We start from the raw sequence: 24,886 nt of genomic DNA, 5'->3' as shown, positions 1-24,886 counted from the left end.
TCAGTCGAGCAGATCCAGTTGCAAGTGATCGGCGACCGCTTCGGCGCTGACGGCCTTGAGTTTCGGCACCCGCCCCAGGCAGGGTGCCGGAATCCGCTCGGCCAGTGTCGCGAGGTTTTCTTCGAGCCGCGACGTCTTCGGATCAATGATGTTCGCCACCCATCCGGCCAATTGCAGCCCGTCTCGGGCAATCGCCTCGGCGGTCAACAGCGCGTGGCTGATGCAACCCAGACGCACGCCGACCACCAGAATCACCGGCAACTTCAGCGCAATCGCCAGATCCGACAGATTGTCCTGATCCGCCAACGGCACCCGCCAGCCGCCCGCGCCTTCGATCAGCGTGAAGTCGGCGTTCATGGCCAGAATCTCGCGCATCGGCGCCAGCAACGATTGCACGGTCAGCGCCACACCCGCCTCACGCGCTGCCAGATGCGGCGCGATCGCTGGCTCGAACGCCACCGGATTGACCTGTTGATACGTCAGCGGCAACGAGCATTCGGCCTGCAACGCCAGCGCATCGGAATTGCGCAGACCTCTGGGCGTCACCACGCAACCGGACGCTACCGGCTTGCCCGCCGCCGTACTCAGCCCAGCCGACCGCGCAGCGTGCAGCAACCCGGCGGCGACAGTGGTCTTGCCAACGTCAGTGTCGGTTCCGGTGATGAAATAGGCTGCGCTCATAAGGGTTTCTCCAACACGGCGTAGACCACCTGGTAGGTCGCCGGCAATCCCGCAGGCTGACGGAACTGCTCGTAAGCCTCGACCAGGCCCAGAATCCGCGCGCGACCGGTCAATCCGCCCGGCCGACCGGGGTTCAGGTTATGCGCGCCCAGGGCCTTGAGTTCATGGGTCAGGCTGCGCACATCCGGGTAATGCAGCAGATGCGGCCGGTTCTCCAGACAAACACTGCGCAAACCACTGGCCGCGCACAATTGCTCGTAGCGGGCGAATTCGCGGAAGCGGTTGACGTGCACCAGACCATCGACCTGACGCCAGCTGTCGCGCAATTCGTACAGCGTCCCTGCACAAAGACTAGCAAACGCGAAAATCCCCCCCGGCTTAAGCACCCGAAACGCTTCACCGAGCACCGCTTCAAAGTCCCCGCACCACTGCACGGCTAGGCTGGAGAAGATCAGATCACAAGTCGAATCCTGCAACGGTAAACGTTCGGCATCGCCAGCAATAAAGTGCATGGCCCCACCCAACGGCCGCGCGTGATGGAGCATGCCCTCAGCGATATCCAGTGCCAGCCCCTCACCAAATCGCTCGGCCAACGCCCGAGTGAAATACCCGGTGCCACAGCCCAGATCCAGCCAGCGTGCCGGCCGAAAATCCACCGGCAAGCGATTCATCAACTGCGTACCGACATCACGCTGCAACTCGGCGACGCTGTCATAGCTGGCCGCTGCGCGAGAAAAAGAAGCCGCGACCTGGCGCTTGTCAGGCAAGCCGCCGGGCAACGCCGCAACAGACAAATCAGTCATCACCGCACTCACTTAAAAACGCCTGGATTGCACCCGCCACACCGTGGGGGTCTTCCAGAAGAAACGCATGGCTGGCCTGCTCGATCAGGCCGACCTCGACATCCGCCAGCAACGCGAACAACTCGCCCGCGGCTTCCGCCGGCACCAGCCCGTCCAGCCCGCCAAACAGATGCAATTGCGGGCCACGAAACGCCTGCAAGGCATCGCGCGTATCGATCTGCGCCAACAATTCCAGACCGGCCATCAACGCGGCCGGCGAGGTATTCGGCGCGCCGCCGAGCAACAGCCGCGACAAGCCGCGCGCGTCTTGCGCGCCCTGGGCGCACAACAGAGAGAATCGCTTGAGGGTCGTGCGCGGGTCGGCGCTGCAGCCGGCCAGGAACGCATCGAAGGTCTCGCCGGGCATCGCGCTCGGCCACTGTTCATGGGCGACAAACGAAGGATTGCTCGCCAGGGTCAACAAGCCGCAGCAATGTTCGCCACGCCGTGCCGCCAGCTCGGAAGCGAGCATGCCGCCCAGCGACCAGCCGCCGAGCCAGGCATCTACGGGAATGCGCTCATCGAGTTCGTCGAGCCAGTCGTGCAGATCGCTGGAGTCCAGCTGCGGCAACGGCTCGATGTCGACCTGCAGGTGCTCGTCAAGTCCGCGTAACGCAGCGGCCAGCGGCTCCAGCGGCGAAACGCCGAGCCCCCAACCCGGCAGCAGAATCAGGCGATCACGCATGGCTTGGCTCCGACTTGAGTTGCGCAAAGCAATCGGCCAGTCCTTCCAACAATAGCTGCACCTGTGCCTCGCTGTGAGCGGCGGTCAGCGTCACCCGCAACCGCGCGCTGCCGGCAGGCACGGTCGGCGGGCGGATCGCGGTGACCATCAGTCCACGCTCGCGCAGCATCTGCGACAGACGCACGGCGCGACCGGCATCGCCGATCAGGATCGGCTGGATCGGCGTGAAGCTGTCCATCAGTTCCAGACCGATCTGTTCGGCGCCATGGCGGAACTGACGGATCAGCGTCTGCAAATGCTCGCGACGCCAGTGTTCGCTGCGCAGCAGCTCCAGACTCTTCAAGGTTGCGCAGGCCAGCGCCGGTGGCTGGCTGGTGGTGTAGATGTACGGGCGGGCGAACTGGATCAGGCTTTCGATCAGTTCTTCACTGCCCGCCACGAACGCACCCGCCGTGCCGAACGCTTTGCCGAGCGTGCCGACCAGCACCGGCACATCCTCCTGGCTCAAACCGAAATGCTCGACGATCCCGCCACCGTTTGCCCCCAGCGGGCCGAAACCGTGGGCGTCATCGACCATCAGCCAGGCGCCTTTGGCCCTGGTTTCCCGGGCCAGCGCCGGCAGATCGGCGAGATCGCCGTCCATGCTGAACACGCCGTCAGTGACCACCAGCGTATTGCCGGTGGCTTTCTCCAGACGCTTGGCGAGGCTGTCAGCGTCGTTGTGCAGATAACGATTGAAGCGCGCGCCGGACAACAATCCGGCATCCAGCAACGAGGCATGGTTGAGCCGATCTTCGAGCACCGTATCGCCCTGCCCGACCAATGCGGTGACCGCGCCAAGGTTGGCCATGTAACCGGTGGTGAATAGCAGCGCACGTGGCCGTCCGGTGAGGTCTGCCAGAGCTTCTTCCAATTCGTGATGCGGGCCGCTGTGGCCGATCACCAGATGCGAGGCGCCGCCGCCGACGCCCCACTTCGAGGCACCGGCGCGCCAGGCTTCGATCACTTGCGGATGGTTGGCCAGGCCCAGGTAATCGTTGTTGCAGAACGCCAGCAACGGCTGACCGTCGACCACCACTTGCGGCCCTTGCGGGCTTTCAAGCAGCGGGCGCTGGCGGTAGAGATTGTCGGCACGACGGGCAGCAAGGCGTGCGGCGAGATCGAAAGACATGCAAGCCTCGAACAGTCAAATCACATGAATCAGGATGGACACCGACCTTGTGGGAGCTGGCTTGCCAGCGATGGCGGCGCCACATTCAACATCAGTGTCGACTGTCAGTCCGCTATCGCTGGCAAGCCAGCTCCCACAGGGGGAGTGTTCCTTCAGCAAAATCGGGGCGAGTTTCAGACCGCCGCGTTGTAGAACTGCTCGCTGCTCTTCTGCTCCACCAGCGCCTGTTCGATGGCAGCCTGATGCACTTCGTCGGCGTGCTCTTCGCGGGCTTCCGGCTGAATGCCCAGACGTGCGAACAACTGCATGTCCTTGTCGGCCTGCGGGTTGGCGGTGGTCAGCAGTTTGTCGCCGTAGAAGATCGAATTGGCGCCGGCGAAGAACGCCAGGGCCTGCATCTGCTCGTTCATCGCTTCGCGGCCGGCGGACAGGCGCACGTGGGATTGCGGCATCAGGATGCGCGCCACGGCGAGCATGCGGATGAAGTCGAACGGATCGACGTCGTCAGCGTTTTCCAGCGGCGTACCGGCGACTTTCACCAGCATATTGATCGGCACCGACTCCGGATGCTCCGGCAGGTTGGCCAGCTGGATCAGCAGGTTCGCGCGGTCATCGAGGGACTCGCCCATGCCGAGGATGCCGCCGGAGCAGATCTTCATCCCCGCATCGCGCACATAGGCCAGGGTCTGCAGACGCTCGGCATAGGTGCGGGTGGTAATTATGCTGCCGTAGAACTCCGGCGAGGTGTCGAGGTTGTGGTTGTAGTAGTCGAGGCCGGCCTTGGCCAGCGCTTCGGTCTGATCCTGATCAAGACGACCGAGGGTCATGCAGGTTTCCAGGCCCATGGCCTTCACGCCTTCGACCATCTTCAGCACATAAGGCATGTCCTTGGCCGACGGGTGCTTCCACGCCGCGCCCATGCAGAAACGGGTCGAACCGATGGCCTTGGCGCGTGCAGCCTCTTCGAGGACTTTCTGCACTTCCATCAGCTTCTCTTTTTCCAGCCCGGTGTTGTAGTGACCGGACTGCGGACAATATTTGCAATCTTCCGGGCAGGCGCCGGTCTTGATCGACAGCAGAGTGGAAACCTGGACGCGGTTGGCGTCGAAATGCGCGCGGTGCACCGTCTGCGCCTGGAACAGCAAGTCGTTGAACGGCTGAACGAAGAGTGCTTTGACTTCAGCCAAAGACCAGTCGTGACGCAGGGTGGCAGTGGTGCTGGCGCTCATGGGCGATTCCTTGGTTATGCTTGGCTGGCGCCTGGGGAAACGGAATACCCACAGGCACGACACGGATGTTCGGCATATTTAAGGAAGAGCCATGCGCTGTCAACCAGACTACGAGAGACCGGTTTACATCTGGTTAAAAAACAAACAACTCTGCTTGTTGTGTGACGAACCGGCAGACGCGCAAATCCCGATCTGTAGCGCTTGTGAAACCGATTTGCCGTGGCTGGGCGATCAATGCCTGACCTGCGCCCTGCCCTTGCTCGCTTACGGCCTGACCTGTGGCGGCTGCCTGCAGGAACCGCCGGCCTTTGAAACGGTGGCCGTGCCCTGGACTTACAGCTTTCCGGTGGACACGCTGATCACCCGTTTCAAGCACAACGGCAAATGGCCGCTTGGCCACTTGCTCGCCGACGTTCTTGGCCAATTCCTGCAACATCGCTTCGAAGAAGACCTGCCGCGCCCGGACGCCCTGGTGCCGGTGCCGCTTGCACCCAAACGCTTGCGCCAGCGCGGCTTCAATCAAGCGGCGATGCTGGCGCAGTGGCTGGGCAAGTCACTCGACCTGCCTTGCGAGGAACACAGCCTTTTGCGCGTGCAGGATACCGACGCCCAGCAGGCCCTCAACGCCAAGGCGCGTAAACGCAATCTGCGTCACGCCTTCGCCTTGAGCCCCGATGCCCAGGTGCAAGGCCGGCACCTGGCCCTGGTCGACGACGTGCTGACCACCGGAGCCACCGCCCAGGCACTGGCCCGTTTGCTGATGGACGCCGGCGCCGCGCGGGTGGATGTGTACTGCCTGGCCCGCACGCCAAAACCCGGCGACGCGGCTTGACGGATACGCTTCGAGCCGCCAACGTCCTCCCTCAACCCTTCAGCACAAAGCGTCCGCCATGGCCCTGCCCTCTTTGTTGTCCCAGCACATCGTCCGCCGTCCGCAGCGCATCGCCTTGCTGCAACACATCGCCGAACAGGGTTCGATCACCCGCGCCGCGAAAAGCGCCGGCCTGAGTTACAAGGCGGCGTGGGATGCCATCGATGAGCTGAACAACCTTGCGCAAAAGCCTCTGGTCGAGCGAGCGGTCGGCGGCAAGGGCGGCGGTGGCGCCAGACTGTCGAGCGAGGGCGAGCGAGTGCTGCGTCTGTATCAAAAGCTGCAAGCCTTGCAGGCCCAGGTGCTGGAGGCGGCCGAGGACGCCAGCGATCTGGACCTGCTCGGTCGGCTGATGCTCAGGACCAGCGCGCGCAATCAACTGCACGGCAAAGTCGTGCTGATCGAAGGCCAGGGCCGCAACGACCTGATCCGCCTCGAACTGGCCGAAGGCCTGTCGATCGACGCGCAGATCACCCACGACAGCACCGTGCACCTGGAGCTGCAACCGGGCACCGAAGTGGTGGCGCTGATCAAGGCCGGCTGGCTCGAACTGCTTGCGCCAGAGGCCACGCCTGCCGTTGGCCAGAATCTTTTGAGCGGCCGGATCGAGGCGATTCTCGATGCCGAGGACGGCCCGAGCGAAGTGCGCATCGCCCTGCCCAACGGCCAGACCCTGTGTGCGCTGGCCGAACCGCTGGACTTGCGCACCCGGGGCCTGACGGTCGAGCAAGCGGTGCAGGTGCAATTTTCCCCGTCCAATGTGCTGCTCGGAACACCGCTCTAAACTGCGCTGCAACGAAAGCGTCATCGACCCGCATTAAGGTGGCTGCCAAAACCATGCAGGGAGCCTGATGTGAGCCTATTAGAAGAAAACCAATCCACAGACCTGGAAAAAATGGTCGGCCTGAGCCGTCGCGGTTTCATCAGCGCCGGCGCGCTGTGCGGCGCGGCGATGTTCCTCGGCGGCAACCTGCTGAGCCGCAGCGTGCTGGCCGCCAGTGTCAGCGCCGGCAACAGCCGTCTGCTCGGCTTCGACAGCATTCCTGCTGCCACCACCGACACCATCAGCCTGCCCAAGGGCTACAAGTCGTCGGTGCTGATCAGCTGGGGTCAACCGCTGCACAAGAACGGCCCGGCCTTCGACCCGAGCGGCAATGGCACCGCGGCCGCACAGGAAGTGCAGTTTGGCGACAACAACGACGGCATGAGCCTGTTCGAATTCCCGGGCGAGAAAAACCGCGCGTTGATGGCGATCAACAACGAATACACCAACTACCGCTACCTCTATCCGCACGGCGGTATGCCGCAGTCGGCCGAAGACGTGCGCAAGGCCCTGGCCTGCGAAGGCGTGTCGGTGATCGAAGTGCAGCGCAAGAACGGCCAGTGGCAGTTCGTCCAGGGCTCGCGCTACAACCGGCGCATCCACGGCAACTCGCCGCTGCGTATCAGCGGCCCGGCCGCCGGTCACGAGCTGATGAAAACCAGCGCCGACAAGCACGGCAAGAAAGTCCTCGGCACCTTCCAGAACTGCGCCAACGGCAAGACGCCGTGGGGCACTTATCTGACCTGCGAAGAGAACTTCACCGACTGTTTCGGCAGCAGCAACGCCCAGCAACAGTTCGACCCGGCGCAGAAACGCTACGGCGTGTCGGCCGCCAGCCGCGAGATCAACTGGCATCCGTTCGATCCGCGCTTCGACATGGCGAAGAACCCCAACGAGCTCAACCGCCATGGCTGGGTGGTGGAAATCGACCCGTTCGACCCGCAATCGACCCCGGTCAAACGCACCGCGCTGGGTCGCTTCAAACATGAAAACGCCGCACTGGCCGAGACCGACGACGGTCGCGCCGTGGTGTACATGGGCGACGACGAACGCGGCGAGTTCATCTACAAATTCGTCAGCCGCGACAAGATCAACCACCGCAACGCCAAGGCCAACCGCGACATCCTTGATCACGGCACGCTGTACGTCGCCAGGTTCGATGCGGGCGACGGCAACCCGGATCACCCGAAAGGCCAGGGCCAGTGGATCGAACTGACCCACGGCAAGAACGGCATCGACGCCAGCAGTGGTTTCGCCGATCAGGCCGAAGTGCTGATTCACGCACGTCTCGCCGCCAGTGTGGTCGGCGCCACGCGCATGGACCGTCCGGAGTGGATTGTGGTCAGCCCGAAAGACGGCCAGGTTTATTGCACCCTGACCAACAACGCCAAGCGCGGCGAAGACGGGCAACCGGTGGGCGGGCCGAACCCGCGCGAGAAGAACGTCTACGGGCAGATCCTGCGCTGGCGCACCGACCGCGACGATCACGCGGCGAAGACCTTCGCCTGGGATCTGTTCGTGGTCGCCGGCAACCCGAGCGTCCACGCCGGTACGCCGAAAGGCGGTTCGTCGAATATCACCCCGCAGAACATGTTCAACAGCCCCGACGGTCTCGGCTTCGACAAGGCCGGGCGGTTGTGGATCCTCACCGACGGCGACTCGAGCAACGCCGGTGATTTTGCCGGGATGGGCAACAACCAGATGCTCTGCGCCGATCCTGCGACCGGGGAAATTCGCCGGTTCATGGTCGGGCCGATCGGTTGCGAGGTCACCGGGATCAGCTTCTCGCCGGATCAGAAAACCCTGTTCGTCGGGATTCAGCACCCAGGCGAGAACGGCGGTTCGACCTTCCCCGAGCACCTGCCGAACGGCAAGCCACGCTCATCGGTGATGGCGATTACCCGTGAGGATGGCGGGATCGTCGGCGCCTGATCGGGCGACGCTCTGATCGTTCCCGTGCGCTGCACGGGAACGATCCCACTCAAGACCGCCCGTCTGCGCTACCATGCTGAGCCGGACGCGGCAGCCTGCTGCGCGCAGGAGTCAGCATGGCCCACCCGTTTGAAACCCTCACCCCAGACCTCGTGCTCGATGCCGTCGAAAGCATCGGTTTCCTGAGCGACGCGCGCATTCTGGCGCTCAACAGTTACGAAAACCGCGTCTATCAGGTCGGCATCGAAGACTCGGAACCGCTGATCGCCAAGTTCTATCGCCCGCAGCGCTGGACCAACGAAGCCATTCTCGAAGAACACCAGTTCACCTTCGAACTGGCCGACGTCGAGATCCCGGTGGTGGCGCCATTGATCCACAACGGCGAAACCCTGCACGAACACGCCGGTTTTCGTTTCACCCTGTTTCCCCGTCGCGGTGGCCGGGCGCCGGAGCCGGGCAATCTCGACCAGTTGTATCGCCTTGGCCAGTTGCTCGGGCGCATGCATGCAGTCGGCGGCACAAAACCGTTCGAGCACCGCGAAGCGCTGGCGGTGAAGAACTTCGGCCATGACTCGCTGACCACTTTGCTGGAAGGCAACTTCATACCGAAAAGCCTGCTGCCGGCCTACGAGTCCGTCGCCCGCGACCTGCTCAAGCGTGTGGAAGATGTCTACGCCAACACCCCGCACCAGAACATCCGCATGCATGGCGACTGCCACCCCGGCAACATGATGTGCCGCGACGAGATGTTCCACATCGTCGACCTCGATGACTGCCGCATGGGCCCGGCAGTGCAGGACATCTGGATGATGCTCGCCGGCGATCGTCAGGATTGTCTCGGGCAGCTGTCGGAGTTGATGGACGGCTACAACGAATTCCATGACTTCGACCCGCGCGAACTGGCGCTGATCGAACCGCTGCGCGCCTTGCGCCTGATGCATTACAGCGCGTGGCTGGCCCGACGCTGGGACGATCCGGCGTTCCCCCGCAGCTTTCCGTGGTTCGGCAGCGAGCGGTATTGGGGCGATCAGGTGCTGGCGTTGCGCGAGCAACTGTCGGCGTTGAACGAAGAGCCGTTGAAGCTTTTCTGACACGACACGTCTATACAACTGCCCGTACAATCGCTGCTTTGTTAGCTGCCTAAGCAAGGATTCTGCATGCAAGCCGCCAACCCGCGTCGCGGGTACATTCTGGGCCTCAGCGCCTACATCATCTGGGGACTGTTCCCGCTCTACTTCAAAGCCATCGCCGAAGTGCCGGCGGTGGAAATCATCATTCACCGGGTGCTGTGGTCGGCACTGTTCGGCGCGCTGCTGTTGATGGTGTGGAAGCATCCCGGCTGGTGGCAGGAACTGCGCGACAATCCGAAACGCCTGGCGATTCTTGCGCTCAGCGGCACCTTGATCGCGGCCAACTGGCTGACCTACGTCTGGTCGGTGAACAATGGCCGGATGCTGGAGGCGAGCCTCGGTTATTACATCAACCCGCTGGTGAACGTGCTGCTGGGCATGCTGATCCTTGGCGAACGCTTGCGGCGCATGCAGTGGCTGGCGGTCGGTCTGGCGGCTATCGGTGTGGCGCAGCAGGTGTGGCAGGTCGGCAGCCTGCCGTGGGTATCGCTGGTGCTGGCGCTGACCTTCGGTTTCTACGGGCTGATCCGCAAGCAGGCGCCGGTCAAGGCGTTGCCGGGGCTGGTGGTGGAAACCTGGATGCTGGTGCCGATCGCTCTCGCGTGGCTGCTGTTCAATCCGACCGCGACCAGTGCCCAGGCCGAGTTCTGGACCACCTCCGAAGCCTGGTGGCTGGTGGCAGCCGGTCCGGTGACGCTGGTGCCGCTGGTCTGCTTCAACGCGGCGGCACGGCATCTGCCTTACACCACCCTCGGCTTCCTGCAATACCTGGCGCCGACGCTGGTGCTGCTGCAAGCCGTGCTGCTGTTCGGCGAGCACTTGTCGTCCAGCACGCTGATCGCCTTCATGTTTATCTGGGCCGGTCTGGCGGTGTACAGCGTCGATGCGTGGCTGAGCCTGCGCCGGCGCAGCTGATCAAAAAACGCACAAACCTCCACAGGCCACGGTTCTCGTGGCCTGTATCGTTCCTTCCCAAGGTTATCCACAGCGTGATCCCCGCCGTTTGTGCGCAAGTCACTGAATGCTGGCGGTTTTTTGATCAATCTTCGCAAAGCCACGGCGGACGTGGCCTGGCGTCCGGTCTCTACAGGTTATCCACAGGCAGGTGCACGTTTAAACTGGATAACCCGATCCGTCTTCACAGGTCGGTGCGCAGCACCAGTTCCACCATCAAGTCATCGGCCAGGGTTTCCAGGCGCGATTGCAGCACGTCCAGCGACAAAGTCAGCGGCACCGCGAGAATCGCTTCGGCGTGGAACAGCGGTTCACTGCTCATCGGTGCCGGGCGCACTTCGGTCACCAGCCGTTCGAGGTTCACGCCCTGCTCGCTCAGCAGCCGGGTGATGTCACGTACGATCCCTGGACGATCATTGCCCACCAGTTCCATGGCGATCGGTTTCCAGGTGCAGGCCTGCTCGATTCCGCTTTCGGCCACCAGCACGCGAATTCCCTGAGCCGACAAAGCTTGTAGGGCATCGACTAATTCGTCGTAAGCCTCCGCCGGCACGCCGACCCGCAAGATCCCGGCGAACTGCCCGGCCATCCGCGACATGCGGCTTTCCAGCCAGTTGCCGCCGTGTTCGGCGATGCATTGGGCGATGCGCTCGACCTGCCCGGGCTTGTCCGGTGCGAAGACGGTGAGTACGAGGTGATCCATGGCGCAGCCCTCTTGTCATGACTTTTGTTATAGAAGAGCAAGTATAGGCAAGCGTTCCAGAGACGCCTCAGACGCTCGAAACCACAAATCGTGTACAACTTTTTATATTTAACTGGAACAATCCATTGGTTTTTTGAGAACATCCCGTTCCGCGCCGTGACCGCAATGCGTCATGGGGTCGCAGAACGACGTAATTAGTCTGATTTTCACAACCGCAACTCATAATGTAGTATGCCGCAGCGCGCACTACATAACGCTGGATCGATGTCTGCCCAAGGCACGTTCGCAACCCTGAAAGCCCCGTCAGCAAGGCCCCCAAGCCGTTGATTGGTCCCAGCCCAGCCGCCAGCGATGGCATGTACTGGTCGAGGGGTTTGTGGTTTAAATGGCCAGAGGCTTCATTGTTAAATTGAAGAGCTGAAAAGCGAAATAGCTGAGCAGAGTGAGGCAAGCAATGACTGAACACGTTCAAGTCGGTGGCCTGCAGGTCGCCAAAGTCCTGTTCGACTTCGTGAACAACGAAGCCATTCCCGGTACCGGCCTCACCGCCGAAAAATTCTGGGAAGGTGCCGACAAGGTCATTCACGACCTGGCGCCGAAGAACAAAGCCCTACTCGCCAAACGCGATGACTTCCAGGCTCGTATCGATGGCTGGCACCAAAGCCGTGCCGGTCAGCCGCACGACGCCGTGGCCTATAAAGCCTTCCTGCAAGAGATCGGTTATCTGCTGCCAGAAGCGGCTGATTTCCAGGCAACGACGCAAAACGTCGATGACGAAATCGCCCGTACCGCCGGCCCGCAACTCGTGGTCCCGGTGATGAACGCCCGCTTCGCCCTCAACGCCTCGAACGCCCGCTGGGGCTCGTTGTACGACGCCCTGTACGGCACCGACGCCATCAGCGAAGCCGGCGGCGCGGAAAAAGGCAAAGGCTACAACAAGGTGCGTGGCGACAAAGTCATCGCCTTCGCCCGTGCGTTCCTCGACGAAGCCGCGCCATTGGCGACCGGCTCCCACGTCGATTCCACCGGCTACAAGATCGCTGACGGCAAACTGGTCGTCACCCTCAAGGGCGGCAGCACCAGCGGCCTGCGCAACGACGCACAGCTGATCGGCTTCCAGGGCGATGCCAATGCGCCGATTGCGATCCTGCTGAAGAACAACGGCCTGCATTTCGAAATCCAGATCGACGCCAGCACCCCGGTCGGCCAGACCGATGCCGCCGGCGTCAAAGACATCCTGATGGAAGCAGCGCTGACCACCATCATGGACTGCGAAGACTCCGTTGCGGCCGTCGATGCCGACGACAAGGTGGTGATCTACCGCAACTGGCTCGGCCTGATGAAGGGCGACCTGGCGGAATCCGTGTCCAAGGGCGGCCAGACCTTCACCCGTACCATGAACCCGGATCGCACCTACACCAAGGTCGACGGCAGCGAACTGACCCTGCACGGCCGCTCGCTGTTGTTCGTGCGTAACGTCGGTCACCTGATGACCATCGACGCGATCCTCGACAAACACGGCAACGAAGTGCCGGAAGGCATCCTCGACGGTCTGGTGACTTGCCTCGCGGCGATGCACAACCTGAACGGCAACACTTCACGCAAGAACACCCGCACCGGTTCGGTCTACATCGTCAAACCGAAGATGCACGGCCCTGAAGAAGCGGCGTTCACCAACGAGCTGTTCGGTCGCATCGAAGACGTGCTGGGCCTTGCGCGCAACACCCTGAAAGTCGGGATCATGGACGAGGAACGCCGTACCACGGTCAACCTCAAGGCCTGCATCCAGGCGGCCAGCGAGCGCGTGGTGTTCATCAACACCGGTTTCCTCGACCGCACCGGCGACGAAATTCACACCTCCATGGAAGCCGGCCCGATGGTGCGCAAGGCTGACATGAAGGCCGAGAAATGGATCGGCGCCTACGAGAACTGGAACGTCGATATCGGTCTGAGCACCGGCCTGCAAGGTCGTGCGCAAATCGGTAAAGGCATGTGGGCGATGCCCGACCTGATGGCGGCGATGCTCGAACAGAAAATCGCTCACCCGCTGGCCGGCGCCAACACTGCCTGGGTTCCGTCGCCGACCGCCGCTGCGCTGCACGCGCTGCACTACCACAAGGTCGACGTGTTCGCCCGTCAGGCCGAACTGGCCAAACGCGCCCGCGCTTCGGTCGATGACATCCTGACCATCCCGCTGGCGGTCAAACCGAACTGGACCCCGGAGCAGATCAAGAACGAACTGGACAACAACGCCCAGGGCATTCTCGGCTACGTGGTGCGCTGGATCGACCAGGGCGTGGGTTGCTCGAAAGTGCCGGACATCAACGACGTCGGCCTGATGGAAGACCGTGCGACGCTGCGTATCTCCAGCCAGCACATCGCCAACTGGCTGCGCCACGGTGTCGTGACCGAGGCGCAAGTGATGGAAAGCCTCAAGCGCATGGCGCCGGTGGTGGACCGTCAGAACGCCAACGACCCGCTGTACCGTCCGCTGGCCCCGAACTTCGACAGCAACATCGCCTTCCAGGCGGCGGTCGAACTGGTGATCGAGGGCACCAAACAGCCGAACGGCTACACCGAGCCGGTCCTGCATCGTCGTCGCCGCGAGTTCAAGGCTGCCAACGGCCTGTAACCTGCGCTGATGCCGGACATGAAAAAGCCCTGATCTTTCGATCAGGGCTTTTTTGTTTACGCTGGATGGTTAAGGCTCGATCCCCAGCTCATGTCTGACGAGACCGAGCAACTTGGCGGTATCAATTGGCTTCAGCAAAAAGTCCACCACGCTCAAATGCATCGCCGCAATCGCATCCTTCACGTCGGCATCACCGGACACAATGATGATCGGCATCGCCGCCCTGACGGATTCGCGCACCTGGCGGATCAGCTCCAGGCCATCTACGTTGCCCATGCGCAGGTCGGTGATCACCAACCCGATCGAAGGTTTTTCCGCGAGCATTTTCAGCGCGGTTTCGCCGCTGGCGGCGGTCATGCAACGAATGCCATCCAACCCGAGAATCTCCGACAACAGCTCCCGCGCATCCTTGTCGTCATCGACGATCAATACACGCTGCGGTGGCAGATCGGGTTCGAGCATTACAGCGCTGAGCGCTTCCCGCTCGGCGTCGCTCAAAATATCGTGGTCGGACATGGCGTTCTCTACGTTCTCAAAATCGATCCCCTGGCACAGTGGTCAGACATCGCTGGGCAGAGCTTCAATGTGCACTTCGTCGGATTTTTTTCCAAGGGGCGAACCAAAGAATTTCCGACTGATTTTGTAGGGCATATCCGAAAACTACCCAACGGCATGCCCAACCTAGACTTACGTCCAATGGGCACCCCGCGCGATGGGGTCGACCATGGCTGCAACGATCCGACAACAACAATTCGAAAAAGACTGCGGTAATGGTTATGAGTAAAGCGGACGCCTTCACCCAGGCAGGGAAAACCGCGGTGTTGCAGAACATTCAGGGCACTTTGCAACTCCTCCAGCGCTTCCCCCCTTTCAATCAAATGGAACACGCCCACCTGGCCTACCTGGTGGAGCAATGCCAGCTGCGCTTCTACGGTCAGGGCGAGAGCATCATCAAACCCGCCGACGGGCCGGTCGAACACTTCTACATCGTCAAGCAGGGCCGGGTGGTCGGCGAGCGTCCGCACACGGCCAAGGGCGGCACCGAAACCACGTTTGAAATTACCACCGGCGAGTGTTTTCCCCTCGCCGCGCTGCTCGGCGAACGGGCGACCCGCACCGAACATCTGGCTGGCGAAGACACTTTCTGCCTGCAACTGAACAAACTGGCGTTCATCAAGCTGTTCGCCCTCTCCAGCACCTTCCGCGACTTCGCCCTGCGCGGGGTCAGCAGCCTGCTCGATCAGGTCAATCAGCAAGTCCAGCAAAAAGCCGTGGAAACCCTCGGCACCCAGTACTCGCTGAACACCCGTCTCGGCGAATTGGCCATGCGCCATCCGGTGACCTGCAGCCCCTCCACCCCACTGCGCGAAGCGGTGAAGCTGATGCACGAACAACAGGTCGGCAGCATCGTCGCGGTGGATGAGCACAAGGCGCCGCTGGGGATTTTCACCCTGCGCGATCTGCGCCATGTAGTGGCTGAAGGGGTTGGCGATTTCAGCGAGCCGATCGACCGTCACATGACCCGCTCGCCGTTCTATCTGTCGCCGGATCACAGCGCCTTCGACGCGGCGATTGCCATGACCGAACGGCACATCGCCCATGTGTGCCTGGTCAAGGATCGACGCCTGTGCGGCGTGGTTTCCGAGCGGGATCTGTTCTCGCTGCAACGGGTCGATCTGGTGCACCTGGCGCGGACCATTCGCAGCGCCCAGCGGGTCGAACAGCTGGTGACCCTGCGCGGCGAGATCGGCCAACTGGTGGAGCGCATGCTCGCTCATGGCGCCTCGTCGACCCAGATCACCCACATCATCACACTGCTCAACGATCACACTGTGTGCCGGGTGATCGAGCTGACCCTTGCCGAGAAAGGCGATCCCGGCGTGCCATTCAGCTGGCTGTGCTTCGGCAGCGAAGGCCGGCGCGAGCAGACCCTGCACACCGATCAGGACAACGGCATTCTGTTCGACGCGCGGGATGCGGCCCATGCGGCGGAGATTCGCGGCAAGCTGCTGCCCATCGCCCAGCAGATCAATACCAGCCTGGCGCAATGCGGTTTCACCCTGTGCAAGGGCAACGTCATGGCCGGCAATCCGCAGCTGTGCCTGTCCCGCGCCGAATGGGCACGACGCTTTGCCGCGTTCATTCGCGAGGCGACGCCGGAGAACCTGTTGGGCTCCAGCATCTATTTCGACCTGCGGGTGGTCTGGGGTGATGAACAGGGTTGCGAACAATTGCGCCGGGGGATTCTCGATCAGGTCGGCGACAATCGCCTGTTCCAGCGGATGATGGCCGAAAACGCCTTGCGCAACCGCCCGCCGGTGGGGCGATTCCGTGAGTTCGTGCTGACCCGCAAGAACGGCGAGAAAGCCACCCTGGACCTGAAAATTCAGGGCCTGACCCCGTTTGTCGACGGTGCGCGCCTGCTGGCGCTGGCCCATGGCATCGACGCCAACAACACCCTCGAACGCTTCCGCCAGCTGGTGGATAAACAAGTCATCGACCGGCTGGATGGCGCCGCGTACGAAGAGGCGTACCACTTCATTCAGCAGACGCGCATGCAGCAGCATCAATTGCAGACCCGGGAAAACCTGCCGTATTCGAACCGGGTCGATCCCGACAGCCTCAATCATCTGGACCGGCGCATCCTGCGTGAATCCCTGCGCCAGGCCCAGCGCCTGCAAAGCAGCCTGACCCTGCGGTATCAGCTATGAGCCTGTTCTCGTGGCTGCGTCCGGCCAGCCCCGTTGTGCGGGACGACCTGCAACAGCGCCTGACGAAACTGCCGGCCATCGGCGAACTGCGCGAGTGCAGCCTGCGCGAGCAGCGATGGGTAGTGCTGGATCTGGAAACCACCGGGCTGAACCTGAGCAAGGATCGGGTGCTGTCGATCGGCGCGGTAGTGATCGAGGACGGTGCGATCGACTTCAGTCAGCAGTTCGAACGCACCCTGCAATGTCACGAGTTGAAACTCGGCCCGAGCGTGTTGATTCACGGCTTGGCCCCGAGCGCGATTGCCGCCGGCAGCGAGCCCACCGAAGCTTTGGTCGAGCTACTGGAGTTCATCGGCGACAGCCCGGTGCTGGCGTTTCACGCTTCGTTCGACCAGCACATGCTCGGCCGCGCACTGAAGGAACATCTCGGGCACAAGTTGCAGACGGTGTTTCTCGATGTGGCGCAGATCGCCCCGCTGGTTTGCCCGCAGGCACATATTCGGGAGGCGGGGCTGGACGAGTGGATCGACTGGTTCAAGCTCGAAGTGTTCGAGCGCCACCATGCGAGTGCCGATGCCCTGGCCACGGCGGAACTGGCGCTGATCCTGTTCAGTCGGGCGCGCCAGCAGCAGATCCACAGTCCGCTGAATCTTCAGCAACGCCTGAGTCAGTGGAAACGCCGCCAGCAGACGCATTCGTTCTGAATCCGGGTTGTCGCCCGACAACCCGACCGGTGGCCAATTGCTAACCATTCCCACCTCTGCCACAATCGCGAACAATTCTCGTTAGTTAAAACTTCCCAGTCGGTGTCGTCGTGTCCTCAGCCCAAAGCCCTCACAGTGAGCTCGTCGGTGCGTTGTATCGCGACCACCGTGGCTGGCTGCTGGCCTGGCTGCGGCGCAACGTGGCTTGCCCGGAACGGGCCGAAGACCTGAGCCAGGACACTTTCGTCCGCCTGCTCGGCCGCGACGAGCTGCTGACTCCACGCGAGCCCCGGGCGTTTCTGGTGGCGATCGCCAAAGGCTTGTTGTTCGACTACTTCCGCCGGGCGGCGCTGGAACAGGCGTACCTGACCGAACTGATGCTGATCCCCGAGGGCGAGCAACCCTCGGTCGAAGAACAGCAACTGATCCTCGAAGACCTCAAGGCCATCGACCGCATGCTCGGCAAGCTGTCGACCAAGGCCCGCGCCGCGTTCCTCTATAACCGCCTCGACGGCCTGACCCACGCCGAGATCGCCGACAAACTCGGCGTGTCTGTCCCCCGCGTGCGTCAGTACCTGGCCCAGGGCATCCGCCAGTGCTACATCGCGCTGTACGGTGAGCCAACATGAGCCCGGCCAGTTCTAGACCGGTCCCGGCCCATGTGCTGGACGCGGCGATTGCCTGGCAATTGACCCTCGATTCCAGCACGCCGCTGGAGCGCGAAGAGTTCGCCAAATGGCACGCGGCCAACGAAGAACACGCTCGCGCCTGGCGCCAGTTGGGCATGCTCGACCAGCGTTTCAGCGTGGCCAAGGGCCCGGCACGCAGCGCGTTGCTGCAATCGCGCGAAGGCATCCGCCGTCGGGTACGCAAACTGGGCAGCGGGCTGGCCAGTGTCGTGGCGGTGGTCGGTCTGGCGTTGTTTGCCGGCGAACGTTATCTGCCGCTGGAGTATTGGCTCGCCGATCAACGCACCAGCACCGGCGAACAGCGCACCGTGCGCCTGGCCGACGGCACCGTACTCAATCTGAATACCCACAGCGCCGTAGATGTCCGCTTCGATGACAAGCAACGCCTGATCGTGTTGCAGGAAGGCGAAATCCTCGTCGAAACCGGTCATGGCGATGCACGGCCGTTCATCGTCGAAACCGCCGAGGGCAGCATGCGCGCCCTGGGCACGCGGTTCCTGGTCAAGCGCGAAGACGCCGGCACGCGCCTGAGCGTGTTGCAGTCGGCGGTCGCGGCACATCCGCAATCCAATCTGCAGGAACAGATCCTGCGCGAAGGCCAGCAAGTGCTGATCCGCCACAACGGTCTGGATTCGGTGGTGGCGCTCACCCCCGGCGCCGACGCCTGGACCCGCGGCATGCTGGTGGTGGACAACGCGCGCCTGGAAGACCTGGTGCATGAACTCGGGCGCTATCGTCGCGGCCATCTGGGCATTGCGCCGGAAGTCGCCGACCTGCGCATCACCGGCAGCTTCCCGCTGCACGACACCGACAAGGCGCTGAACGCCCTGCTGCCGACCCTGCCGGTGCAGATCGAGCAGCACACGCCATGGTGGGTGACCGTGGCCAAGGCTGATCCAAAGCCCTGACATTCAGCGTTGCCTGATTAATAGCGATCGCGAGCAGATCGCGACAGAACCTTCACACCCCATGAAAACGGACTTTCTGCTGACTTGCGCAGCGATGTCGTTCGTTAATCGAAATTATTTTCATCCAGCCCTATCACTTTTCGAATCTCGTCCGGCACACAGGCAATTGAGAAATATTTCCATTCAGGAGCCGCCGTATGTCCCGTTCGCTAGACACCTTGTTGCGCCCCAGTTTGCTGGCGGTCGCCATTGCCCTCTGCACTCCGCTGGCCAGCAGCCAACTGATCGCCGCTGAACAGGCGTCGAGCGTACGCGCCTACAACCTGCCGGCGGCTCCGTTGTCGACCACCCTGAACCAGATCGCCAGCCAGGGCGGCCTCACGCTGTCGCTGAACCCGTCGCTGGCGGCGGGCAAGACCTCGGCGCCGGTCAACGGCCAATATGACGCGGCCGGCGCCCTGCGCGCGGCCCTGCGCGGCACCGGTCTGCAACTGGAACAGAGCAGCGCCGGCACCTACACCCTGGTCGCTGTGCCGGAGGGCGCGATGGCTCTGCCGGAAACTTCGGTGATCGGCGTGGAAAACTATGAAAGCGCCTGGGGCCCGGTCGAAGGCTACACAGCCACCCGCACCGCCGCCGGCACCAAGACCGACACCGCGCTGGTCGAAGCACCGCGTTCGATTTCCGTCGCCACTCGCCAGCAAATGGAAGACCGTGGCGTGCACAGCCTCGATGACGCCGTACGCTATATGCCGGGCATCACCGCCAGCAGCTACGGCAGCGACACCCGCGCCGACTGGCTGCGCGTGCGCGGCTTCGAACCGACCCAGTTCCTCGACGGCTTGCCGCTGCCAAAAGGCGTGTACGCCAACCCGAAACAGGAAACCTGGAACCTCGACCGCCTTGCCCTGCTGCGCGGCCCGGCCTCGTCGGTGTACGGCCAGACCCCGCCGGGCGGCCTGCTGGACATGGTCAGCCGTCGTCCGAGCGATGTGCAGAGCAGCGAAATCCAGTTGCAGTACGGCAGCGACAACCACCGCCAGATCAACTTCGCCAGCACCGGCAAGATCGACGACGCCGGCCAGTTTCTCTACGGCCTCAGCGGTGTGGTACGTGACAGCGGCACGCAGATCGACCACGTCGACAACAAGCGCTACAACATCGCGCCGAGCCTGACCTGGAACATCGACGACGACACCAGATTCACCCTGCTGACCCAGTTCACCCGCGACGATACGGGCATCACCAGCCAGTTCCTGCCGGTGCAAGGCACCAAGATCGACATGCCGTTCGGCAAGGTTTCCCATCACAAGAACCTGGGCGATCCGGACTGGGAATACTACGACCGCACCTATTACGCGCTGGGCTATGCCTTCGAACATCGCCTGAACGATGTGTGGCAGTTCAAGCAGAACCTGCGCTACACCAAGTCGGATCTGTCGTTCCAGGGCATCACCGTCGGCTCCTACCCGTTCACTCAAGTGGACAATGACGGCAACGTCGGCCGTACCACCACCATCGTCGACGAAGACATCAGCCAGTTCGCCGTGGACAACAACTTCCAGGCCGACTTCGCCACCGGCGACATCCGCCACACCCTGCTGCTGGGTCTGGATCACCAGCGCAGCAACACCAACTACACCTCGATCTTCGGCAGCGCGCCGGAGATTAACGTGAACAATCCGATCCATGGTCAGCCGATCGTGCGTCCGGCGCGTTCCACCGCGTTCTATGACTACAACCAGAAGACCTACCAGACCGGCCTCTACGTTCAGGACCAAATGGCCCTGGATCAATGGCGCCTGACCCTCGGCGGCCGGGAAGACTGGGTGCACACCAGCACTCAATTCATCAACAAGGGCGACGCGACCAACACTCAGCGTGACAAGGCGTTCAGCGGTAACGCGGCGATCAGCTACGTGTTCGATTCCGGTTTCGTGCCGTACCTGTCCTACGCCGAATCGTTCCAGCCGACCACCGGCGCCGACGCCTCGTCGACCGAATCGCTCAAACCGACCGAAGGCAAGCAGTGGGAACTGGGCATCAAGTACCAGCCACCGGGCAGCAAGACCCTGCTGACGGCGGCCGTGTATGACCTGACCCAGAAAAACGTCTCGGTCAGCTCGTTCGTCAACGGCGTATCGATCACCAGCCAGACCGGTGAAGTCAAAGTCAAAGGCCTGGAGCTGGAAGCCGTCTCCGACGTCACCGACAACCTGAAGGTCATCGCCGCGTACACCCTGGCCAAGTCCGAAGTGCAGAACGGCGCCGACAAGGGCAACCGCCTGCAACTGATGCCGAATCAGCAAGCCTCGCTGTGGGCCGATTACACCTGGCACAGCGGTGTGCTCGACGGCTTCGGCATCGGCGCCGGCGCGCGCTACACCGGCAACACCTACGGCGACAAAGCCAATACCTGGCTGGGCAAGGCGGACGCGTACACCGTGTTCGACGCCGCCGTGCATTACGACCTCGGCCGTCTGGACAACAGCCTCAAAGGCGCGTCGCTGGCACTCAACGCCACCAATTTGCTGGACAAGGACTACATCTCCACTTGCGACAGCTTCTACTGCTACTACGGCGACCAGCGCAGTGTCGTCGCCAGCGCCACTTACAAGTGGTAAGCGCCTGAGCTGAACAGGCCCTGCAACCAGGCCGTCCCTCGTGGACGGCTTGGGTGTTTTTGAAGGTCATGAAATGAAAAGTAAAACAATTCGCCGCTGGTCCTTGGTCCACACTTGGACCAGCCTGATCTGCACCGTGTTTTTGCTGCTGCTGGCCCTGACCGGTCTGCCGCTGATTTTCCATCACGAGATCGAGCACCTGCTGGGCGATGCGCCCCAGTTGCGGGTAATGCCGGCGAACACGCCGCACCTGAACCTGGCGCAACTGGTCGAAGCGGCGGAAAAGCATCGGCCCGGCGAGATCGTGCAGTACTTCGGCTTCGAAGACGACGAGCCGAATGCCGTGCTGACGATCATGGCCAGGACCGCCGGCACCGAGCCCAATTCATCGCACACCTTCATGCTCGACGCGCGCACCGGCGAAGCCCTGGAAATGCCTTCGGCCAACGGTGGGCTGATGCTGTTCATCCTGCGCCTGCACGTCGACATGTTCGCCGGGCTGCCGGGCAAATTGCTGCTGGCGTTCATGGGTTTGCTGTTCGTGGTCGCGATCGTGTCCGGCACGGTGTTGTACCTGCCGTTCATGCGCCGCTTGAAGTTCGGCACCGTGCGCCAGGACAAGTCCACCCGCCTGCGCTGGCTCGACCTGCACAATCTGATCGGCGTGGTCACCCTGACCTGGGCGCTGGTGGTCGGCGTGACCGGGGTGATCAGCGCCTGCGCCGATCTGATCATCGCTGCATGGCGCAACGATTCGCTCAACGCCATGATCGCGCCCTACCGCGATGTCCCGCCGCTGATCCACCTCGCCCCGGCCACGCGACTGCTGGATATCGCCAACGAAGTCGCACCGGGCATGAAACCGGACTTCATCGCCTTCCCCGGCACCCGTTTCTCCAGCGAGCACCACTACTCGGTATTCATGAAGGGTGGCACCCACCTGACCTCGCATCTGCTGACTCCGGTGCTGATCGACGCCAGCACCCTGCAAGTGACGGCGGTCGCAGAACGACCGTGGTACATGGACGCCATGGGCATGTCGCAGCCGCTGCACTTCGGTGACTACGGCGGCATGCCGATGAAAATCCTCTGGGCCACGCTGGACGTGCTGACCATCATCGTCCTCGCCAGCGGCGTGTACCTGTGGGTGGTACGACGCAAGGCCGCGAAACCGGTGCTGGAACCGGCGGAGGCCTCTGCATGAAGCCGCGTCAGTCGAATTTCTGGAAGGTCTTCAGCACACCGCTGGTGATCGCGCTGCTGAGTGCGGCGGGCCTGTTCGCGGCGCTGCTGGGCGACGGGATCTGGGATGGCCTGAGCTGGGTGGGTCTGGGCATTCCGGCCGCCATTGCCCTGCGCGGATTGCTGCAACGCCGCTGAACGGCTTGAGCCTGACGGGCAACGCGCTATGCTGCCCGTCATTGCCCCTGACCGAGACCCTGCCGATGTCCGCTCCCAGCATGACCCTGTTCCACAACACCCTCTCCCCGTTCGTGCGCAAAGTCATGGTGCTGCTGCACGAGACCGGCCAGCAGGATCGCGTCGCGTTGCAGGACTGCGTGCTCAGCCCAGTCAGCCCGGACGCCGCCCTCAACGCAGACAACCCGCTGGGCAAGATCCCGGCCCTGCGCCTGGCCGACGGCAATGTCATCCATGACAGCCGGGTGATCCTCGATTACCTCGACCACCAGCACGTCGGCAACCCGCTGATCCCCCGCGACGGCTCGGCCCGCTGGCGGCGCCTGACCCTGGCCTCGATGGCCGACGGGATCATGGACGCCTCGGTCATGGTGCGTTACGAGCAGGCTCTTCGCGCCCCGGAAAAACACTGGGACGAATGGCTCGAAGCCCAGCGCGAGAAGATCCGCCGCGCCCTCGCCTTGCTGGAACGCGACGCGATTGCCGAACTGACCTGCCACTTCGACGTCGCCGCGATCAGCGTGGCCTGTGCACTGGGTTATCTCGACCTGCGCTTCCCGGATCTGGGCTGGCGTGACGCCAATCCGCAACTGGCCAACTGGTTCTTTGAAGTGAGCCAGCGGCCGTCGATGATTGCGACGATGCCGAAGGCTTGACGCACCGGGCGGGAGGCAACGAGGCAAAGATCAGCGTCATCAACAACTCGGCCTCCCGCTGCTCCTCACGCAATCCCACGAACCGGCTCATTGCACCGCTCCGATATCGAATTGCAGCGGTTTGGCCGGTTTCTGCCCGATCCCGTACCAGTCCAGATTGCGGGTCAGCACCATGAACACACCGAGCAGACCGAACAGCAGCAGCGAGCCCATCAGCAGCGCGTAATCCTCGGCGCTCAGCAAGCCGTAGAGCAAACCGTACAACGCCGCCAGCCCCGCCGAAAAACTCAAGCCATGCCGCACGCTGCGCAGCACGTGGCAGACATAAAACCCGATCAACAGCACACAACCGCTGGCCGACAACAGATACGCCAGGGCAAAACCGATGTGCTCCGACAACGACAGCAGCAACAGATAAAAGAACGCCAGCGCCACGCCCACCAACGCGTATTGCACAGGGTGCACCGCCAGGCTTTTCAGCACTTCGAACAGGAAGAAACCGGCGAACGTCAGGACGATGAACAGCAGCGCATATTTGATCGCCCGGTCGCTCTTCAGATACTGATCCACCGGATCGATGAAGCTCACGCCGAAACTGCGCCCGCTGAACGCCTCGCAATCATTGCCCGCCACGCAGCGGCTCATCGCTTCTTGCAAATTGGTGGAGAAAAACGAGGTCTGCCAATCGGCGGTGAAACCCTGATCGTTGATCTCGCGTTTGGCCGGCAGGAAGTTGCCGATGAAGCTTGGGTGCGGCCAGTTGGCGGCGAGGTTCACCCGGCTGGTCTTGCCCACCGGCAGCACCTGCAACGAGCCGGTGCCTTGCAGGCGCAGGTCGAAGCCGAAGGCCAGTTCCGTGGTCTTGCTGGTGTCCAGCGCCGGCAGCGTCACTCGCACCCCCTCGCCCAGCCAGCCGACCTGAGTACCGGGCACGAAGTCGAGGCGTTGCGCGCCCAGCTCCAGCTTCAGGGCGTTTTCAATCCCGCGAATATCACTGATGCCGACTGCCAGAAACGGCGCATCGAAGGTGTAATCGGCAAAATCCTCCTTGATCCCCAACTGCGCCGGCAGCGAGAAGTGCCCGCTGATACGGTTGTCGGCATGGAACAGCCGCGCCTCGTAAATGCCCCGCGCACGCAGCTCGGTCTGCACCTGGCCGTCGAGTTCAAAACGCTCCGGCAGGAAATACAGACGACCGCGTTCTTCACCGATTTCCTGATAACGCTCGTCGCTCTTCTCTTTGGTCTTCCAGGTGCGCACCACCTTGCGATACGGCACAACCATCACCGGCCCGCTGAGTTGCTGGCTGTAGCTTGAGCTTCTGGCGATGTCTTCGAGCACACCGTCACGCAGTTGCTGGCGATCGTCGATGATGCCGTCGATCATCAGCAGCGGTACCAGCAATACCAGGATCAGCAGGGCAATGGCCCCGAGTTTTATCGTCAGACTTTTGTTCATGGGACTCTCCCTGTTTCGATGGGCAGAGTCTGCGAAGGGGATGTGGGGGTTTTGTGGGAGGAAT

Annotated in this window: 22 protein-coding genes; 14 read left to right on the top strand and 8 right to left on the bottom strand. The window is 62.5% G+C overall.

The annotated features are described in order from the left end of the window. The 5 genes from bioD to bioB all read right to left on the bottom strand — a co-directional run bounded on the left by bioD (position 1) and on the right by bioB (position 4,608). Positions 1-681: a dethiobiotin synthase gene (bioD, locus tag QLG12_RS24500; protein ID WP_007959854.1), complete on the bottom strand. Its 681-nt coding sequence runs from the start codon at positions 679-681 to the stop codon at positions 1-3. Next, positions 678-1,484, bottom strand: coding sequence for a malonyl-ACP O-methyltransferase BioC (gene bioC / locus QLG12_RS24495; RefSeq protein WP_197867316.1), 807 nt, complete (start codon positions 1,482-1,484; stop codon positions 678-680). The genes bioD and bioC overlap by 4 nt, the downstream gene beginning before the upstream one ends. Further along, positions 1,477-2,208 (bottom strand): alpha/beta fold hydrolase, encoded by a 732-nt coding sequence (locus QLG12_RS24490; protein WP_197867315.1) that lies wholly within the window; start codon positions 2,206-2,208, stop codon positions 1,477-1,479. Before QLG12_RS24490 ends, bioC begins: the two co-directional genes overlap by 8 nt. After that, positions 2,201-3,379, bottom strand: coding sequence for an 8-amino-7-oxononanoate synthase (gene bioF / locus QLG12_RS24485; protein WP_108563406.1), 1,179 nt, complete (start codon positions 3,377-3,379; stop codon positions 2,201-2,203). The genes QLG12_RS24490 and bioF overlap by 8 nt, the downstream gene beginning before the upstream one ends. A 173-nt stretch (positions 3,380-3,552) precedes the next feature. After that, on the bottom strand, positions 3,553-4,608 hold the full coding sequence (gene bioB, locus QLG12_RS24480; protein ID WP_197867314.1) for a biotin synthase BioB: 1,056 nt from the start codon (positions 4,606-4,608) through the stop codon (positions 3,553-3,555). Positions 4,609-4,699: 91 nt separating this feature from the next. Between bioB and QLG12_RS24475 the strand changes: the two genes are divergently transcribed. The 5 genes from QLG12_RS24475 (at position 4,700) to rarD (ending at position 10,279) form a co-directional block, all read left to right on the top strand. Continuing rightward, entirely contained in the window at positions 4,700-5,440 is a 741-nt protein-coding gene (locus QLG12_RS24475; protein WP_282475361.1) for a ComF family protein, read from the top strand. Between the two features lie 58 nt (positions 5,441-5,498). After that, positions 5,499-6,263, top strand: coding sequence for a TOBE domain-containing protein (locus tag QLG12_RS24470; protein ID WP_197867312.1), 765 nt, complete (start codon positions 5,499-5,501; stop codon positions 6,261-6,263). Between the two features lie 69 nt (positions 6,264-6,332). After that, positions 6,333-8,234 (top strand): PhoX family phosphatase, encoded by a 1,902-nt coding sequence (locus tag QLG12_RS24465; protein ID WP_197867311.1) that lies wholly within the window; start codon positions 6,333-6,335, stop codon positions 8,232-8,234. 116 nt (positions 8,235-8,350) lie between these two features. Beyond that, a complete protein-coding gene (locus tag QLG12_RS24460) occupies positions 8,351-9,325 on the top strand; it encodes a serine/threonine protein kinase (protein ID WP_085609068.1) in 975 nt (324 codons plus the stop codon). Positions 9,326-9,391: 66 nt separating this feature from the next. Beyond that, positions 9,392-10,279 (top strand): EamA family transporter RarD, encoded by an 888-nt coding sequence (gene rarD / locus QLG12_RS24455; protein ID WP_197867310.1) that lies wholly within the window; start codon positions 9,392-9,394, stop codon positions 10,277-10,279. Positions 10,280-10,502: 223 nt separating this feature from the next. Here rarD and QLG12_RS24450 read toward each other — a convergent pair whose 3' ends face one another. Beyond that, positions 10,503-11,021 (bottom strand): glycine cleavage system protein R, encoded by a 519-nt coding sequence (locus tag QLG12_RS24450; RefSeq protein ID WP_011336250.1) that lies wholly within the window; start codon positions 11,019-11,021, stop codon positions 10,503-10,505. Between the two features lie 454 nt (positions 11,022-11,475). Here QLG12_RS24450 and QLG12_RS24445 point away from each other — a divergent pair, with 454 nt between their 5' ends. After that, entirely contained in the window at positions 11,476-13,653 is a 2,178-nt protein-coding gene (locus tag QLG12_RS24445; RefSeq protein WP_197867309.1) for a malate synthase G, read from the top strand. A gap of 69 nt (positions 13,654-13,722) precedes the next feature. Here the strand turns inward: QLG12_RS24445 and QLG12_RS24440 are convergent, their stop codons facing one another. Then, positions 13,723-14,169 carry a response regulator gene (locus tag QLG12_RS24440; protein ID WP_085654016.1) on the bottom strand — a complete coding sequence of 149 codons (447 nt, stop codon included), beginning with the start codon at positions 14,167-14,169 and terminating at the stop codon, positions 13,723-13,725. 254 nt (positions 14,170-14,423) lie between these two features. Between QLG12_RS24440 and QLG12_RS24435 the strand changes: the two genes are divergently transcribed. The 8 genes from QLG12_RS24435 (at position 14,424) to QLG12_RS24400 (ending at position 23,364) form a co-directional block, all read left to right on the top strand. Then, a complete protein-coding gene (locus tag QLG12_RS24435) occupies positions 14,424-16,364 on the top strand; it encodes a putative nucleotidyltransferase substrate binding domain-containing protein (RefSeq protein ID WP_197867308.1) in 1,941 nt (646 codons plus the stop codon). Continuing rightward, positions 16,361-17,068, top strand: a complete 708-nt coding sequence (locus QLG12_RS24430) for a 3'-5' exonuclease (protein ID WP_197867307.1) — start codon at positions 16,361-16,363, stop codon at positions 17,066-17,068. The genes QLG12_RS24435 and QLG12_RS24430 overlap by 4 nt, the downstream gene beginning before the upstream one ends. Before the next feature lie 110 nt (positions 17,069-17,178). Beyond that, positions 17,179-17,697, top strand: coding sequence for an RNA polymerase sigma factor (locus tag QLG12_RS24425; protein WP_197867306.1), 519 nt, complete (start codon positions 17,179-17,181; stop codon positions 17,695-17,697). After that, complete coding sequence (locus QLG12_RS24420; RefSeq protein ID WP_282475360.1) at positions 17,694-18,665, top strand: FecR family protein; 972 nt, start codon at positions 17,694-17,696, stop codon at positions 18,663-18,665. Before QLG12_RS24425 ends, QLG12_RS24420 begins: the two co-directional genes overlap by 4 nt. A gap of 197 nt (positions 18,666-18,862) precedes the next feature. Further along, on the top strand, positions 18,863-21,289 hold the full coding sequence (locus QLG12_RS24415; protein ID WP_197867304.1) for a TonB-dependent siderophore receptor: 2,427 nt from the start codon (positions 18,863-18,865) through the stop codon (positions 21,287-21,289). A gap of 73 nt (positions 21,290-21,362) precedes the next feature. Beyond that, the gene (locus tag QLG12_RS24410; RefSeq protein ID WP_282475359.1) at positions 21,363-22,493 is read left to right on the top strand and encodes a PepSY domain-containing protein; all 1,131 of its coding nucleotides are present in this window, start codon (positions 21,363-21,365) and stop codon (positions 22,491-22,493) included. Further along, a complete protein-coding gene (locus QLG12_RS24405; RefSeq protein ID WP_197867302.1) occupies positions 22,490-22,669 on the top strand; it encodes a hypothetical protein in 180 nt (59 codons plus the stop codon). The genes QLG12_RS24410 and QLG12_RS24405 overlap by 4 nt, the downstream gene beginning before the upstream one ends. A 65-nt stretch (positions 22,670-22,734) precedes the next feature. After that, positions 22,735-23,364 carry a glutathione S-transferase gene (locus QLG12_RS24400; protein ID WP_197867301.1) on the top strand — a complete coding sequence of 210 codons (630 nt, stop codon included), beginning with the start codon at positions 22,735-22,737 and terminating at the stop codon, positions 23,362-23,364. Between the two features lie 87 nt (positions 23,365-23,451). On the opposite strand, the gene creD is transcribed toward QLG12_RS24400, so the two are convergent. After that, a complete protein-coding gene (gene creD / locus QLG12_RS24395) occupies positions 23,452-24,822 on the bottom strand; it encodes a cell envelope integrity protein CreD (protein WP_197867300.1) in 1,371 nt (456 codons plus the stop codon). Between the last annotated feature and the right edge of the window lie 64 nt (positions 24,823-24,886).

Source organism: Pseudomonas sp. V88_4 (assembly GCF_029967985.1).
Lineage (GTDB): Bacteria > Pseudomonadota > Gammaproteobacteria > Pseudomonadales > Pseudomonadaceae > Aquipseudomonas > Aquipseudomonas glycinae.
This window is presented reverse-complemented; position numbering and strand designations above follow the sequence as displayed.

What these genes read in the sequence shown, in the direction of transcription:
- creD (WP_197867300.1), bottom strand. Translation starts at nt 24,822, where the DNA reads ATGAACAAAAGTCTGACGATAAAACTCGGGGCCATTGCCCTGCTGATC.
- QLG12_RS24400 (WP_197867301.1), top strand. Translation starts at nt 22,735, where the DNA reads ATGTCCGCTCCCAGCATGACCCTGTTCCACAACACCCTCTCCCCGTTC.
- bioC (WP_197867316.1), bottom strand. Translation starts at nt 1,484, where the DNA reads ATGACTGATTTGTCTGTTGCGGCGTTGCCCGGCGGCTTGCCTGACAAG.
- QLG12_RS24430 (WP_197867307.1), top strand. Translation starts at nt 16,361, where the DNA reads ATGAGCCTGTTCTCGTGGCTGCGTCCGGCCAGCCCCGTTGTGCGGGAC.
- QLG12_RS24420 (WP_282475360.1), top strand. Translation starts at nt 17,694, where the DNA reads ATGAGCCCGGCCAGTTCTAGACCGGTCCCGGCCCATGTGCTGGACGCG.
- QLG12_RS24445 (WP_197867309.1), top strand. Translation starts at nt 11,476, where the DNA reads ATGACTGAACACGTTCAAGTCGGTGGCCTGCAGGTCGCCAAAGTCCTG.
- QLG12_RS24490 (WP_197867315.1), bottom strand. Translation starts at nt 2,208, where the DNA reads ATGCGTGATCGCCTGATTCTGCTGCCGGGTTGGGGGCTCGGCGTTTCG.
- QLG12_RS24475 (WP_282475361.1), top strand. Translation starts at nt 4,700, where the DNA reads ATGCGCTGTCAACCAGACTACGAGAGACCGGTTTACATCTGGTTAAAA.
- bioF (WP_108563406.1), bottom strand. Translation starts at nt 3,379, where the DNA reads ATGTCTTTCGATCTCGCCGCACGCCTTGCTGCCCGTCGTGCCGACAAT.
- bioD (WP_007959854.1), bottom strand. Translation starts at nt 681, where the DNA reads ATGAGCGCAGCCTATTTCATCACCGGAACCGACACTGACGTTGGCAAG.
- QLG12_RS24410 (WP_282475359.1), top strand. Translation starts at nt 21,363, where the DNA reads ATGAAAAGTAAAACAATTCGCCGCTGGTCCTTGGTCCACACTTGGACC.
- bioB (WP_197867314.1), bottom strand. Translation starts at nt 4,608, where the DNA reads ATGAGCGCCAGCACCACTGCCACCCTGCGTCACGACTGGTCTTTGGCT.
- QLG12_RS24435 (WP_197867308.1), top strand. Translation starts at nt 14,424, where the DNA reads ATGGTTATGAGTAAAGCGGACGCCTTCACCCAGGCAGGGAAAACCGCG.
- QLG12_RS24440 (WP_085654016.1), bottom strand. Translation starts at nt 14,169, where the DNA reads ATGTCCGACCACGATATTTTGAGCGACGCCGAGCGGGAAGCGCTCAGC.
- QLG12_RS24450 (WP_011336250.1), bottom strand. Translation starts at nt 11,021, where the DNA reads ATGGATCACCTCGTACTCACCGTCTTCGCACCGGACAAGCCCGGGCAG.
- rarD (WP_197867310.1), top strand. Translation starts at nt 9,392, where the DNA reads ATGCAAGCCGCCAACCCGCGTCGCGGGTACATTCTGGGCCTCAGCGCC.
- QLG12_RS24415 (WP_197867304.1), top strand. Translation starts at nt 18,863, where the DNA reads ATGTCCCGTTCGCTAGACACCTTGTTGCGCCCCAGTTTGCTGGCGGTC.
- QLG12_RS24460 (WP_085609068.1), top strand. Translation starts at nt 8,351, where the DNA reads ATGGCCCACCCGTTTGAAACCCTCACCCCAGACCTCGTGCTCGATGCC.
- QLG12_RS24470 (WP_197867312.1), top strand. Translation starts at nt 5,499, where the DNA reads ATGGCCCTGCCCTCTTTGTTGTCCCAGCACATCGTCCGCCGTCCGCAG.
- QLG12_RS24405 (WP_197867302.1), top strand. Translation starts at nt 22,490, where the DNA reads ATGAAGCCGCGTCAGTCGAATTTCTGGAAGGTCTTCAGCACACCGCTG.